Origin of the sequence: Glycomyces endophyticus (assembly GCF_039531525.1) — a bacterium.
Lineage (GTDB): Bacteria > Actinomycetota > Actinomycetes > Mycobacteriales > Micromonosporaceae > Glycomyces > Glycomyces endophyticus.
Genome location: NZ_BAAAQF010000004.1, coordinates 182660 through 196273, shown reverse-complemented (window position 1 = coordinate 196273; position 13614 = coordinate 182660). Strand labels below are relative to the sequence as shown.

Sequence of the window (13614 nt, the reverse complement as noted above, 5' to 3'; positions counted from 1 at the left end):
CCAGCGCCACAAGGGAGTTCCGCCGGGCCCGGCGACCTGCCGGGCGGAGTTCCCGAACGCCGCTCGCGGATGTCGGTCCGGTATGCGAGGCTGTGGGCATGAACATCGCACTCAACCCCGCCGCCGGGACCGACGACGTGCTCGGCGAGTTCGAGCCGCACCGGCGCGAACTGTGCGCGTACGCGTACCGGATGCTCGGCTCCTCGTTCGAAGCCGAGGACGCCGTGCAGGACGCGTTCACCAGGGCGTGGAAGTCCTACGCCGCGTTCGAGGGCCGCTCCTCGCTGCGCTCGTGGCTCTACAAGATCACCACGAACGTCTGCCTCGACATGCTCAAGGGCCCGCAGCGCCGGGCCCGGCCGATGGACCTGGCCCCGGCCTCCGACGCGGGCACGCCCCTGCCCGCGCCCGAGCCCGACTACATGTGGGTCGAGCCGATCCCCGACTCGCTCGCGTTCGGCGCCGACCCGGCCGCGGCCGCCGAGGCCAAGGACACGCTCCGCCTCGCGTTCGTCGCCGCCGTCCAGCACCTCCCGGCCAAGCAGCGCGCCGTGATGCTCATGCGCGAGGTCCTGCGCTTCTCCGCCGCCGAGACCGCCGAGGCCCTCCAGCTCAGCCCCGCCTCCGTCAACAGCGCCCTCCAGCGGGCCAAGGCCACCATGGAGAAGGTCCACTCGGCCCCGGCCCAGGGGACCGCCGCCCTCGACGACGCCGAGCTCCGCAAGCTCGTCGACGGCTACGTCAGCGCCTTCGAGGCCTACGACATGGACGCCCTCACGGCGCTCTGCACGCAGGACGTGGCGCTCTCCATGCCGCCGTTCCCGCTGTGGGTCCAGGGCCGCGCCGGCGTCGCCGAGTTCATGCTCGGCACCGGCTCCGCCTGCCGCGACTCCCGCCTGGTCCCCGTGGGCGCCAACGGCCTCCCGGCCTTCGGCCACTACAAGCCCTCGGGCGAGCCCGGCCTCTGGACCCCCTGGTCCATCACCGTCCTCGAGATCGCCGACGGCAGGATCGCCGGCCTCAACTACTTCCTGGACACCCCGAAGCTCTTCCCCCTCTTCGGCCTCCCGGACGAGTACCGCGAGTAACCGACCCGACCGGCCGAAGGCCCGCACCGACCCGGTGCGGGCCTTCGCCTGTTCAGGGACCGCGACTCGGGAAGACTTACATTCAAGATACTATCAATTCTGATAGTATCAGGATCGATAGTCTTCCTTCGGCATGTGGAGGTCGGATGGCGAACGGCTTCATCGGCAGGCAGGCGGAGCTCGCGCAGCTCGACGAGCTCCTCGGACTGGTCCGCTCCGGCGGCGGCCTCGGGAGGCCCGGGCGGGCGCTGATCATGCGGGGGCGCCGGCGCGTCGGCAAGTCCCGGCTCGTCGAGGAGTTCGCCGAGCGGTCGGGAGCCCCCTACCTCTTCTACACCGCTGAGGGCCTCTCGAACGGCGACGACCTGCGCTCCTTCGCTCAAGCCGTCGAGGAGTCGACGCTGCCCGAGGCCGCGGAGTTCGCCCCCGACGGGGTCCCCGCCCGCTGGACCGACGCCCTGAACTCGCTCGCCGGGATCCTCCCCGAGGACTCGCCGAGCATCGTCGTCATCGACGAGATGCCCTATCTGATCGCGCAGGACCCCGGTTTCGAAGGCGCGCTCCAGCGCGCCTTCGACCGCCGGTTCTCGCGCCTGCCCGTGCTGCTCGTGCTCATCGGCTCCGACCTCGCCGTCATGGAGCGGGTCAACACCTACGGCCGCCCGTTCTACCAGCGCGGGACCGAGATGGTCGTCCCGCCTTTCAACCCCGCCGAGATCGCCGAGCGGACCGGCCTCGGCGCGGCGGAGGCGTTCGACGCGTTCCTGGTCACCGGGGGACTCCCGCTGGTCCTCGAACGCTGGGAGCCGGGGACCTCGCTGTGGGAGTTCATCGGGGCCTCGCTGCGCCACCCGACCTCGCCGCTGCTGGTGAGCGCGGAGCGCTCGCTGTCGGCGGAGTTCCCCGCCGAAGCGCATGCGCGCCAGGTGCTGCGGGCCATCGGCAGCGGCGAGCGCAGTTTCGCCCTCATCGGCCGGGCCGCCGGGGACCTGGCGCCGACGTCGCTCAAGCGGTCGTTGGAGGTGCTGGCCGAGCGGCGCATCGTGAAGGCCGAGACGCCGCTCTCGACCCGGGCGAGCCGGGAGACCCGCTATCGGATCGAAGACCCCTACCTGCGCTTCTGGCTGTTCTTCCTGGCCGGGGCCATCTCTAAAGTGGAGCGCGGTCGAGGCGACCTGGTGCTCAAGGCGATCCGTCAGGGCTGGACCTCGTGGCGGGGCCGCGCGGTCGAGCCGGTCGTGCGCGAGGCGCTGTGGCGGCTCGCCCCGGACCTGCTGCCGGAAGGCACCGACACCGTCGGCGGCTACTGGACCAGGTCGAACAACCCCGAGATCGACATCGTCGGCGCCGACCGCGAACCGGTCGCGAAGCGCGTCACCGCGGTCGGCTCAGTGAAGTGGCTGGAGCGCAAGCCCTTCGACCAAAGGGACTTCGCCGCGCTGATCGCGCACCGCGCGCAGCTGCCGGGCGCGGACGACGACACCCCGCTCATCGCGGTCGCGCGCTCGGGGTGCGAGGTCCCCGGCGTGACCGGCATCGGACCCGACGACCTGATCGAGGCCTGGAGGCACCGGGCCGGGTGAACGCCGGCGCCCCCCCGCATCGCGGGGCGCCCGCCGGCGTCTTCGGGTTTCCTTACTGGGGGTAGGGCATGTAGAACGGCTCCCACTGGTGGCCGTCGAGGTCGAGGAAGGTGCGGCCGTACATGCCGATCTCGGCCTCCTGGGTGCGGCGGTCGTTGTTGGCGGTCTCCTCGGTGCCGCCGGCCATGAGGGCGGCGTCGGTGAGGTCGTCGACGGCCTCGCGGCGGGGGAGGGCGAGGGCGTAGGCGGCGGAGGAGAAGCCGAGGGTGTCGGCGACCGGGCGCTCGGCGAAGGTCGTGTAGAACTCGCGGTCGAGGAGCATCAGGCAGATGTTGTCGTCCACGACCACGCAGGCGGCGTTCTCGTCGGTGAAGTCGGGGTTCACGCTCCAGCCGAGGGCCAGGTAGAAGTCCATGGACTTCCGGAGGTCGGCCACGGGCAAATTCAGGAAGATCATCTTGCTCGCCATCGGCTCACGCTGCTTTCCGGTCTCGGTGTGCCTTCCGAGTAAGGACGACTCCGGCGCCGCCGATTCATCGCTCCCGCAGCGGGACCCGCGCGGCGCCGTTCGCCGACCGCTCGCCGACCGCTCACCGGCGGCCCGCCGCCGGTTCGCCGCACGAGGGCGGCGTCCCGGCGACACGCCCGGCGACGGTGCTTCTCCCGGGCCCCGGAAGGCCCTAAGTTCCCAGGTGACACACGTCACCGTGTGGACACCAGCCGGTCACGCCCGCGACACGCCTGATGCCCGGCCCTTCAGTGAGGAAGGCTCGATGACCACGACCCCCGAAGACAACGGCCCGCCGACAGAGGTCAGCGACGCGGACATCGCCGCGATGCACGACGACCCCCGCTTCGTCGAGCTCAAGCGCACCCTGTTCCGCTTCACCGTCCCGGTCCTGCTCGCCGCGCTGGCCTGGTACCTCGTCTACGTGCTCCTGTCGGCGTACGCCCGCGACTTCATGGGCATCGTCCTGTTCGGCAACATCAACCTGGGCCTCGTCCTCGGCCTCAGCCAGTTCGTGGTGACCTTCTACGTGACCTGGGCCTACAACCGCTTCACCGAGCGCAAATTCGACCGCCAGTCCGCCGAGCTGCGCGACGACATCATGAACGGGGGCGGGCGATGAGCATCCTCGCGCAGGAGATGAGCGACTCCAACCGCATCCTGACCATCTCCCTGTTCATGGTGATGGTCCTGGTGACCATCTTCATCACCATCCAGGGCGGGCGCAAGACCAGCACCGCCACGGACTTCCACTCCGGCGGCCGCGGCTTCTCCGCGTGGCAGAACGGCTTCGCCGTCGCCGGCGACTACGTCTCCGCCGCCTCGTTCCTCGGCATCGCCGGCACCATCGCCCTCTACGGCTACGACGGGTTCCTCTACTCGATCGGCTTCCTGGTCGCCTGGCTCGTCGCGCTGCTCCTCGTCGCCGAGTCCCTGCGCAACTCCGGCCGGTTCACCGTCGCCGACGCGCTCTCGTACCGCATGAAGCAGCGCCCGGTCCGCACCGCGGCCTCCATCGCGACGCTGAGCATCTCGATCTTCTACCTGCTCGCCCAGATGGTCGGCACCGGCGCGCTGGTGACGCTCCTGCTGGGCATCAAGGAGGGCGAGACCTTCCTCGGCATGGACGCCGGGGCCGCGAAGGTCGTCGGCATCGTCGTCACCGGCCTGCTCATGGTCGCCTACGTCGCCTTCGGCGGCATGAAGGGCACCACCTGGGTCCAGATCTTCCAGGCCTGCGTCAAGATCGGCCTCGCGTTCGTCCTGGCGATCCTGGTGCTGGTGCACTACAACTTCAACCTCTCGGCCCTCCTCGGCGACGCCGCCAGCGTCTCCGGCCAGGGCGCGGCCTTCCTCGAACCGGGGCTGCGCTACGGCACCGAGGTCGCGGGGGACTCGCTCCAGACACTGTGGAACAAGCTCGACCTCATCAGCCTCGGGCTCGCGCTCGTGCTGGGCACGGCCGGCCTCCCGCACGTCCTCATCCGCTTCTACACCACTCCCGACGGCAAGACCGCCCGCAAGTCCGTCAACTGGGCCATCGGCCTGATCGGCATGTTCTACCTGCTCACCCTCGTGCTCGGCTTCGGCGCCGCCGCGATGGTCGGCAAGGACGCGATCATCGCCGAGAACCCGGCCGGCAACTCCGCCGCACCGCAGCTCTCGCAGGTCATCGGCGAGAACATCGCCGGATCGACCGGCGGCGCGATCATGCTGGCGCTCATCGCGTCGGCGGCGTTCGCGGCGATCCTGTCGGTGGTCGCCGGCCTCATCATCGCCTGCTCGTCCTCGCTCGCCCACGACCTCTACAACGGGGTCTTCAAGCACGGCAAGGCCAGCGGCAAGCAGGAGGTCGTCTTCGCGAAGTTCGCGGCGGTCGGCGTCGGCGCCATCGCCGTCGTCATCGCGGTCTTCGCCCAGGACCTCAACGTCGCGTTCCTGGTCGCGCTCGCCTTCGCGGTGGCCGCCTCCGCGAACCTGCCGACGCTGCTGTTCAGCCTCTTCTGGAAGCGGTTCAACACCGCCGGCGCCGTCGCGGGCATCTACGGCGGCCTCATCTCCTCCATCGGCCTGGTGATCTTCTCGCCGACCTTCTCAGGCACCGAAACCTCGCTGCTCGGCGAAGGGGTCGACATCGCATGGTTCCCGCTGTCGAACCCCGGCCTGGTGTCCATCCCGCTGGGTCTCATCTGCGCCGTGGTCGGCACGCTGATGAGCTCCGAATCGCACCCTGACCGGTTCGCGTCCATGCAAGTCCGGGCGTTCACCGGTGCGGGCGCGGAGCGGGCCTCGGTCCACTAGGCGGCCCCGGGCGGGGAGGGCCGGGGCGGCCCTCCCCGCCACTCCGGCGCCGTCCCGCCGATCCGCGGGACGGCGCCACATGTGCGCCACGTTACAGTTGCAAGGTGATCGCGCGATCCCCTCATCGCCAGCGTCGGCGGACCGGCAGCGCGGCGACCCTCGCCGCACTGCGGCTGTCGCGCCAGATCGGCGAGGCCCTCGCCGACGGGCTCACCGGCAAGGGCCCGCAGGCGGCCGCCCGGCGCCTCGCCCGGCTCCTCGGGGCCGACGCGGTCGCGCTGGCCGACTGCGAGAGGCTCCTCGCCGTCGCCGGCAGCCTCGACCCCGCCGCCGCCCAGGCGCTCCTGGTGGAGACCCTGGACGTCCTCGAACCGGTCACCGCGCCGCCGCTGCGCGCCGCCCCGCTCGTCGTCTCCGGCGACCTCGCCGGGTGCCTGCTCGTCTCGGGGGATGTCAGCGACGCCGACCTCGCCGAGGCCGCCGACCTCGTCGCCCGCGCCCTCGACCACGCCGACCTCGTGCGGGCCCGCGAGCGCATCGCCGAGGCCGACCTGCGCACCCTCCGGGCCCAGATCTCGCCGCACTTCATGCACAACGCGCTGGCCGCCATCAGCGCCCACACCCGCACCGACCCCGAGCGCGCCCGCGAGCTCCTCACCGACTTCTCCGACTACCTCCGCTACTCCTTCGCGGGGACCGGCGACTTCGCGACGGTGGCCGACGAGCTCCACGCCGTCCAGACCTACCTGGAGCTCCAGCGGGCCCGCTTCGACGACCGACTCGACATCACCGTGCGCATCGCCCCGGAGGTCCTGCCCGTGCCCATCCCGTTCCTCGTCGTCCAGCCGATCGTCGAGAACGCCGTCCGCCACGGCTTCGAGACCAAGCCCGGCACCGGCCACATCGCGGTGCGCGGCTTCTCCGAGGGCCCGCTGTGCGTCATCGAGGTCGAGGACGACGGCGACGGCATGGACCCCGACGTCGCCAAGGCGATCCTCACCGGCTCCCGCGCCGGATCGGGCCGCATCGGCCTCGCGAACGTGGACAAGCGCCTCCGGGCCGTCTACGGTCCCGAGTACGGCCTGTGGCTCGACACCGCCCCCGGCGCGGGCACCAAGGCCACCGTCCGCATCCCCCGATACGCCCGAGGAGTCCACGCATGAGCCTCCGCACCCGCCCGACCGCCTCCCCGCGCCGGAGTGGGCGCCGATGAGCGCGGGGCTCCGCGTCCTGGTCGTCGAGGACGAGTCCTCCACCCGCGCCGAGCTCGCCGGGCAGCTCGCCGAGCAGCCCAGCGTCGGCGACGTCCAGTGCGCCGCCGGCGGCGACGAGGCCGTGCGCCTCCTCGGCGAGGGCACCTTCGACGCCGCGTTCCTCGACATCGCCATGCCCGGCCTCACCGGCATCGACGTCGCCCGCATCCTGCGCCGGCTCTCGCACCCCCCGGCGATCGTGTTCGTCACCGCCTACGACAACCACGCGGTCGAGGCGTTCGGCCTCGGCGCCGTCGACTACCTGCTCAAGCCCTTCCGGCCCGAGCGCCTCGCCGAGGCCGTCGCCCGCATCGGCCGCCGCACCGGCCCGGCCCCGGCGGGGGACAAGGCCGACGACCTCGCCGTCGTCCAGGTGGAGCTCGCCGGGCGCACCGTCTTCGTGCGCCGCGACGACATCGCCTACGCCGAGGCCCACGGCGACTACGTCAGACTCCACTCAGGACAGCACTCGCACCTGCTCCGCCAGTCCCTCACCTACCTCGAAGAGGTCTGGGACGCGGCCGGGTTCGTGCGCGCCCACCGCTCCTTCCTCGTCAACCTCGCCTCGATCACCGAACTGCGCGTGACCTCCACCGCGGGACTCGTCGCCGTCACCGGCGCCGGCGAGGTCCCCGTGAGCCGCCGCCACTCCCGGCTCCTGCGCGAACGCCTCCTCCAAGCGGTGCGCGGGGACCGGTGATGCAGCGGGTCCGCGTCACCAGCCCCCAGACCCGCCTCGCGCAGCGCCGCGGGGCGGACGCCATGGGGCGCCTGAGCCACCTCGCCGGCCGGCCCCCGATGCCCTTGACCGCCATCGACATCGAGGCCGCCGAACGCGCCCTGCGCCGACAGCGCCGCCTCGCCGCCCGCACCGCCGCCTCCCTCCTCGCCGCCCTCGCCGCCCTGCTCGCCGCGGCCGCCCTCGTGCCCGGCCGCCTCGGCTGGGCCGTCCTGTTCTTCGCGCCCTACCCGGTGCTCCTCGCGCTCGCGGCCCTCCACGTGCGCCGCGCCGAACGCGTCGAGGACGACCACGCCGCCGGAGACCGCGCCCCCGACGACCGCGCCACCGACAGCCACGCCCTAGGCCACCGCGCCCCCGGCGGCCGCGCCACCGACAGCCACGCCCTAGGCCACCGCGCGCCCGACGACCACGCCGCCGACACCCCGGGCGGCCCCTGATGCTCGGCCTCGCCTCGATCACCCTGGTGCTCGTCGCCTCGGTCGTCATCGGCGTCTGGGGCGTGCGCGCCGCCCGCTCCACACCGGACTTCCTGGTCGCGTCCCGCTCGATCGTGCCCGGCTGGAACGCCCTCGCGATCGCAGGCGAGTACGTCTCGGCCGCATCGGTCCTCGGCCTCGCGGGCCTGCTCGTCAAGAACGGCGTCGGCGCGATGTGGTACGCCGTCGGCTTCACCGCCGGGTACGTGCTCGTCGCGGCCCTCGTCGCCGGGCCGATGCGCCGCAGCGGCGCGTACACCGTCCCCGACTTCGCCGAGTACCGCCTCGGCTCGCCGCGCATCCGCCGCATGTGCGGGCTCGTCGTCCTCGTCATCATGCTGCTGTACCTGCTGCCGCAGTTCAAGGCCGCCGGCGTGGTGCTCGAACTCGTCTCCGGCATCCCCTACTGGATCGGCGTCATCGGCGCCGGACTCGTGGTCTCCTCCACCATCGCCGTCGGCGGGATGCGCTCGGCCACCTACGTGCAGGCCTTCCACTACCTCGTGAAGCTCGCGTTCATCGCCGGCCCCGCCGTCGCCCTCGTCGTCCTCGCCGGCGCCGACCGCCGCGAGGCCGCGCTCGCCACCACCGGCCCCGACCCCGACTGGGCCCGGCCCCTCCTCGACCTCGACGGCTCGGGCCACTCCGTGCTCGCCACCGTGTCCGTCCTGACCGCGACCACCTTGGGCGCCATGGGACTCCCGCACGTCGTCATGCGCTTCCACACCGTCGCCGGCGCCCGCGCGGCCCGCCGCGTCGCCGTCTCCGTGATCGTCCTCCTCAGCCTCTTCTACCTCTTCCCGGTCGTCTACGGGCTCCTCGGCCGCGTGGTCGTGCCCGACCCCGAGGAGACCGACGTGGTCCCCGTGCTCGTCCCCGAGGCCATCGCGCCCGGCACCGTCGGCGCCGTCCTCACCGCGCTCGTCGCCGCGGGCGCCTTCGCGGCCTTCCTGTCCACGTCCTCCGGCCTGCTCCTCGCGCTCGCCGGCGGCCTCTCGCACGACCTGTTCGGCGGCTCGCTCTCCAAGCTGCGCATGGGGGTCGTCGTCGGCACCGCCCTCGCCGTGGTCCTCTCGCTCCCCGCCGCCGACGTCGACATCAACGTCCTCGTCGGCTGGGCCTTCGCCGTCGCCGCCTCCACCTTCTGCCCCCTGCTCACCCTCGGCATCTGGTGGCGCGGCCTCACCGCCACCGGCGCCACCGCCGGGCTCCTGGTCGGCGCCGCCTCCTCCACCGGCGCGGCGCTGGCCTCCGTCGTCCTCGACCTCCCGCCCGGCACCTGGTCGATCCTGCTCGCCCAGCCGGCACTGTGGACGGTCCCGCTGGCGTTCGCCATCATGGCCGCCGCCTCCCGCCCCCGCTCGGTCCCCGACTGGGCCGGCGAGGCCGTCCTCCGCCTCCACGTGCCCGGCCGCTACTCCACCGGCGACACCGGCCCCATCCGCACCAGGGGCCGCGACGGCGCCCGCTGAAAACCGCTCGACACCGCCGGGCCCCTCCAGTACCCTGGCCGCCATGTACGGATCCCCTGGACCGAACGCGTGCGCCGCGTCCGGTCCGAGCTGCTTCATTCGGCTGCGCGCGGCGGCCTAGGCCCCGCACGCGCACGTCCCGGCCTCCGCCGGTCCCCGACGGTGCCCTCAGCGCACCGCTGCGCCGCTGCGCGGTCTAGGCGAATCGACCGTTCCGATTCGACCGTTCCGCATGGAGGATTCCCATGTCCCGCAGCCAGTTTCCGCGCGCCCGCGAGCCCCGCCCCGGCTCCGACCGCAAGCGCCTGTCCCAGAACTTCCTCGCCGACCCGCACCTCGCCCGCCGCCTCGCCGCCGACGTCGGCCCCGACGACCTCGTCGTCGAGGTCGGCCCCGGCGGCGGCATGCTCACCGGCCCGCTGCTCGACCGCGCCCGCCGCGTCGTCGCCTACGAGAAGGACCGCCACTTCGCCGAGCGCCTCCGCTCCCGCTTCGGCCACCGCGAGCACTTCCGGCTCCACACCGGCGACTTCCGCGACGCCCGCCCGCCGCACGAGCCGTTCCGCGTGGTCGCCAACGTGCCCTTCGCGATCACCACCGACATCGTGCGCTGGTGCCTCGGCGCCCGCTCGCTCACCACCGCGGCCCTCGTCGTCCAGCGCGAGTACGCCCGCAAGCACACCGGCGACTACGGCCGCTGGTCCAAGCTCGCCGTCGACGCCTGGCCCGAGCACGAACTCGCCCTCGGCCTCCGCATCGGCCGCGAGCAGTTCCGGCCCGTCCCCAAGGTCGACGCCGCCGTCCTCCACCTGCGCCGCCGCCCGGAACCGCTCCTGCCGGGCCGCGTCCTCGCCGACTACCGCGACATGGTCGCCCTCGGCTTCAGCGGCGTCGGCGGCTCCCTCGCCGCGTCCCTCCGCCAGGCCGTTCCCGCCCGGGCCGCCGCCCGCGCCTGCGCCGAGGCCGGCATCGCCAAGGACGCGCCGGTCGGCCTCGTCCCGCCGGACCGGTGGATCGCCCTCTACGACGCCCTCACCCGATAGAGGACGGTGGGACCGGGACGGTTGCTCCGGCCGTTTAAGGTGGAGTCGCCCGGCCCGGTCCCCCCTCCCTTGGAGCCCTGCATGAGCGAAGCCATCTGGATCGAGCTGATCAAGATCCTCCCCGCCTTCCTCTGGATCGGGTTCGGCTTCATCGCGCTGGCGGTCGCCAAGCGCATCTTCTCCCAGCAGGCGCCCCGCATGACGAAGGTCGAGACCCCCTGGGTCACGGTCGAACTCGCGCAGCAGGCCATCGAGGCCGCCACCGTGCGCGGCGCCGAGCCCGCGCTGGAACCGCCGCCGCCGTGGCAGATCCCGGCCCCGTTCCCCGCGCCGGTCGGCCCCGCCCCGGAGCTGCGCCCCGCGCCCTTCGACAACCCCTTCACCGGCACCGCCGAGCGCCGGCCCGCCGGCCCCTACGGCGACGCCCCCGGCGGCCTCGTCCCGGTCGGCGACGCGGCCGGATCGCCGCCCGCCGATGAGGACGCCGAGGACCCGCCGTTCCAGACCGAGCCCGCCCGGCTCCGCCCCCCGAACACCCCGCCCGCCGACGAGCCCGCGGACGGCGCCGGCGCCAACGCGAACGGCGACCAGCCCGCGGGGCCGCTGACCGAGCCGCGCCAAGGGACCCCGGAGATCCCGCCCTACCAGTTCGCCCCGCCGCCGACCACCACCTACTACGCGCCGCCCCCGGGCGGGCGCGGCGCCTACGCCTCCGTGCCGCCGCTGCCGTACCAGCAGGCGGCGTACTCGGCCGCCGACGCGCAGCGCGGCCGCCGCGCGGCCACCCGCCTCGCGCTCGCCGCGGACCTGCTCAACGGCGGCGCGATCCTCTGGGTGGACGACCACCCGGAGTGGAACGCGCCGCTCGTGCGGCTGTTCCGCACCGCCGGGATCACCGTCGACTCGGCCGCCTCCACCGACGAGGCCATGCGCGCCCTGGACAACCGCTCGTACGACCTCGTCATCACCGACATGGGCCGCCAGGCCGACCCGGGCGGCGAGCACGCGGGCGTCGACCTCCTCGACCGGATGGTCGCGGCCGGCGTCCCCACGCCCGCGGCGGTCTTCACGAGCCTCCAGGCGGCCCGCACCACCGTCCACCCCCGCGCCGCCGTCGCCACCAACAGCCCCGAGGAGCTGGTGGACACCGTGGTCGACCTGGTCGGCACCCGCCGCAGCCGGCTCGCCCCGAGCGGCGGCTCCTCCTGGATCGACCGGCTCCGGGGCCGCTGACGCGAAGCGGCGGGCGGGGCCGTCGTGTGGCCCCGCCCGCCGGTCTTTCGTTTCGAGCCTTGTCAGCTCCGCTTGTACTGCTCCCACCAGGTGAACGAACCCTTGTAGGCGCTGGGGGTGTTGTCGGCGGCGTGGCTCGCGAGCCCGTTCTTGCCGTAGAAGTAGTCGTGGACCTGCGCGCGGGCGACGGCCACCATGTCGGTGTCGCCGACCGCGTTCGCGTGGATGTGGTAGCTGAAGCCCTGTTCGGGGGTGCGCAGCCAGGCCGCGAAGCCGACGTCGCGGAGGGCCTTGACGGTCTGCCAGCGCTGCGTGGCGGTCATGCCGCTGACGCTGACGTCGACCACCCCGCCGCCGTCGTGCGTGCCGGCCGAGCTGGGGTTGCCGGTGGTGTAGGACCCCTGCGTCAGGGCGAGGCTCCAGGAGAGCTTCCCGTCGGCGGCGGCCAGCATGTTCTTGGTGCGGGTGTTGACCCGCCTGCCGCCGTAGGAGTCCGCGTTCGACCCGATGCTGACCTGGCGGGTCACGGAGTACACGCCGGTGTCGGAGCCGAGCTTCACGAGGGAGGTCGGCCCGGGGATGCCGTTGGCGTCGATGCCGGTGTAGCCGAGGGACTTCTGCCACGCGGAGTAGGCGGTGATGGTGGTGCTGCCGTAGTGCCCGTCCACATAGGTGGCCGAGAGGTGGTTCTTCGCGTCGAGCGCCTGCTCGACGGCCTTCACCGACGCCGCCGCGTTGAGCGTGGTGCCGGTGCCGGACTTCTGGGGGTCGACCATCGCGGCCACGAGCACGAGCTCCATGTCGACCGAAGCGGCAGCACTCGCCGACTGGAGGGCGAACACGGACGGGACGGCGGCGGCGGTGACGGCGCCGCCGATCATCAGCGTCCGGGAGAGCACCCAGCGCCGGGAGCGGGGGAGGTGCGCTTCTTGGTGGGTCATGCGATTGCGTCCCTTCGGAATTCCTGGTGCGACGGTGCCGATGGCCGCCGCGGACGGAGCGGGGATCGTTCGGGGTTGAAGCTTGAATCGTGATTCAGACCATAGCGGAGTTTTTCTTCGTTGAGAAGCTCTCCGATGAAATAAAACTCCAAGTGACCGGTTCCGAACGGTCGCACCGCGTCATGCGGACGCGCTCACCTCGCCAGCGGGGCCACGTCCCCGATGAACCGCTCCGGCTCGCGCAGATGCGGGAACCGGTCCCCGGTCCCGTACACCGCGCACGCCGCGCCCGGGACCCGCTCGCCGAGCCACGCCGCGTAGCCCGGCCGCGGCGCCGACCCGAACACCGCCAGGAACCCGCAGCGGATCCGGCGCGGTCCCGCCACGACCTCCTCCAGCGCCGCCGCGGTGTCGTCGTCGCCGCCCGGCTCGTCGAGCGCCCGCTCCACCGCCACCACCCCGTGCGCCGCGTACCGGACCGCGAACAGCGACGCCACGACGGCGGCCCGCCCGTGCCCGACGACCACCGGCGCCCGCGTCCCCAGCTCCGCCGTGAACCGCGCCAGCGACGCCGCCAGGTCGCCGACCCGCCCCGCCTCCGGCAGGTCCAGCACCGCCACCGACAGGCCCTCGGCCAGCCGCGCCGCCACCGGCCACCAGGCCGAGCGGTCGTCGCCGCTCTCGGTCAGCAGCAGGACGGGGCGGCCGCCGGCCCCCCATCGTTCGCCGGTCCACTCGGGATCGGGTTGGCGCAGCAGGTCTTGGAAGTGCAGCGTCGGCAAGGGGAGGCTCCAGTCGGGGAGGGCGGCGGGATGCGTCGGCGGCCAGCGTAGTGCATCGCATTCGAGGGGGTTCGGACCCGAATGCGCAACGTGAGGCGACAAGTATTACCGCGCACCGAATGATGTGATCGATGCGCATACCGGCGCGGGCCCGCCGGAGCCGCCCGCCTCCTCCGCCGCCGCAGTACAGGA

General features: G+C 73.0%; 13 protein-coding genes. 10 read left to right on the top strand and 3 right to left on the bottom strand.

The window, feature by feature from the left end; genetic code table 11:
* Window positions 1–98 precede the first annotated feature (98 nt).
* Both ABD419_RS04075 and ABD419_RS04070 read left to right on the top strand, forming a co-directional pair.
* A complete protein-coding gene (locus ABD419_RS04075) occupies window positions 99–1088 on the top strand; it encodes a sigma-70 family RNA polymerase sigma factor (RefSeq protein WP_344482056.1) in 990 nt (329 codons plus the stop codon).
* A gap of 146 nt (window positions 1089–1234) precedes the next feature.
* Window positions 1235–2671, top strand: coding sequence for an ATP-binding protein (locus tag ABD419_RS04070; protein WP_344482053.1), 1437 nt, complete (start codon window positions 1235–1237; stop codon window positions 2669–2671).
* 52 nt (window positions 2672–2723) lie between these two features.
* Here ABD419_RS04070 and ABD419_RS04065 read toward each other — a convergent pair whose 3' ends face one another.
* Window positions 2724–3140, bottom strand: a complete 417-nt coding sequence (locus ABD419_RS04065) for a VOC family protein (RefSeq protein WP_344482050.1) — start codon at window positions 3138–3140, stop codon at window positions 2724–2726.
* Window positions 3141–3444: 304 nt separating this feature from the next.
* On the opposite strand from ABD419_RS04065, the gene ABD419_RS04060 reads away from it, so the two are divergent.
* The 8 genes from ABD419_RS04060 to ABD419_RS04025 all read left to right on the top strand — a co-directional run bounded on the left by ABD419_RS04060 (window position 3445) and on the right by ABD419_RS04025 (window position 11699).
* Window positions 3445–3801, top strand: a complete 357-nt coding sequence (locus ABD419_RS04060) for a DUF485 domain-containing protein (RefSeq protein WP_344482048.1) — start codon at window positions 3445–3447, stop codon at window positions 3799–3801.
* Window positions 3798–5480 carry a solute symporter family protein gene (locus ABD419_RS04055; RefSeq protein WP_344482047.1) on the top strand — a complete coding sequence of 561 codons (1683 nt, stop codon included), beginning with the start codon at window positions 3798–3800 and terminating at the stop codon, window positions 5478–5480. Before ABD419_RS04060 ends, ABD419_RS04055 begins: the two co-directional genes overlap by 4 nt.
* A 167-nt stretch (window positions 5481–5647) precedes the next feature.
* Complete coding sequence (locus ABD419_RS04050; RefSeq protein WP_344483424.1) at window positions 5648–6643, top strand: sensor histidine kinase; 996 nt, start codon at window positions 5648–5650, stop codon at window positions 6641–6643.
* A gap of 46 nt (window positions 6644–6689) precedes the next feature.
* Window positions 6690–7433, top strand: a complete 744-nt coding sequence (locus ABD419_RS04045; RefSeq protein ID WP_344482044.1) for a LytR/AlgR family response regulator transcription factor — start codon at window positions 6690–6692, stop codon at window positions 7431–7433.
* Window positions 7433–7912, top strand: a complete 480-nt coding sequence (locus ABD419_RS04040; protein WP_344482042.1) for a hypothetical protein — start codon at window positions 7433–7435, stop codon at window positions 7910–7912. Before ABD419_RS04045 ends, ABD419_RS04040 begins: the two co-directional genes overlap by 1 nt.
* On the top strand, window positions 7909–9423 hold the full coding sequence (locus ABD419_RS04035) for a sodium/solute symporter (RefSeq protein WP_344483421.1): 1515 nt from the start codon (window positions 7909–7911) through the stop codon (window positions 9421–9423). The genes ABD419_RS04040 and ABD419_RS04035 overlap by 4 nt, the downstream gene beginning before the upstream one ends.
* A 245-nt stretch (window positions 9424–9668) precedes the next feature.
* A complete protein-coding gene (gene erm, locus ABD419_RS04030; RefSeq protein WP_344482041.1) occupies window positions 9669–10466 on the top strand; it encodes a 23S ribosomal RNA methyltransferase Erm in 798 nt (265 codons plus the stop codon).
* 81 nt (window positions 10467–10547) lie between these two features.
* Complete coding sequence (locus ABD419_RS04025) at window positions 10548–11699, top strand: response regulator (RefSeq protein ID WP_344482040.1); 1152 nt, start codon at window positions 10548–10550, stop codon at window positions 11697–11699.
* A gap of 62 nt (window positions 11700–11761) precedes the next feature.
* Here the strand turns inward: ABD419_RS04025 and ABD419_RS04020 are convergent, their stop codons facing one another.
* Together ABD419_RS04020 and ABD419_RS04015 are read right to left on the bottom strand one after the other, a co-directional pair.
* Window positions 11762–12640 (bottom strand): peptidoglycan-binding protein, encoded by an 879-nt coding sequence (locus ABD419_RS04020; RefSeq protein WP_344482037.1) that lies wholly within the window; start codon window positions 12638–12640, stop codon window positions 11762–11764.
* A 194-nt stretch (window positions 12641–12834) separates the two neighbouring features.
* Window positions 12835–13422, bottom strand: a complete 588-nt coding sequence (locus tag ABD419_RS04015; protein WP_344482035.1) for an alpha/beta fold hydrolase — start codon at window positions 13420–13422, stop codon at window positions 12835–12837.
* Window positions 13423–13614: the final 192 nt, after the last annotated feature.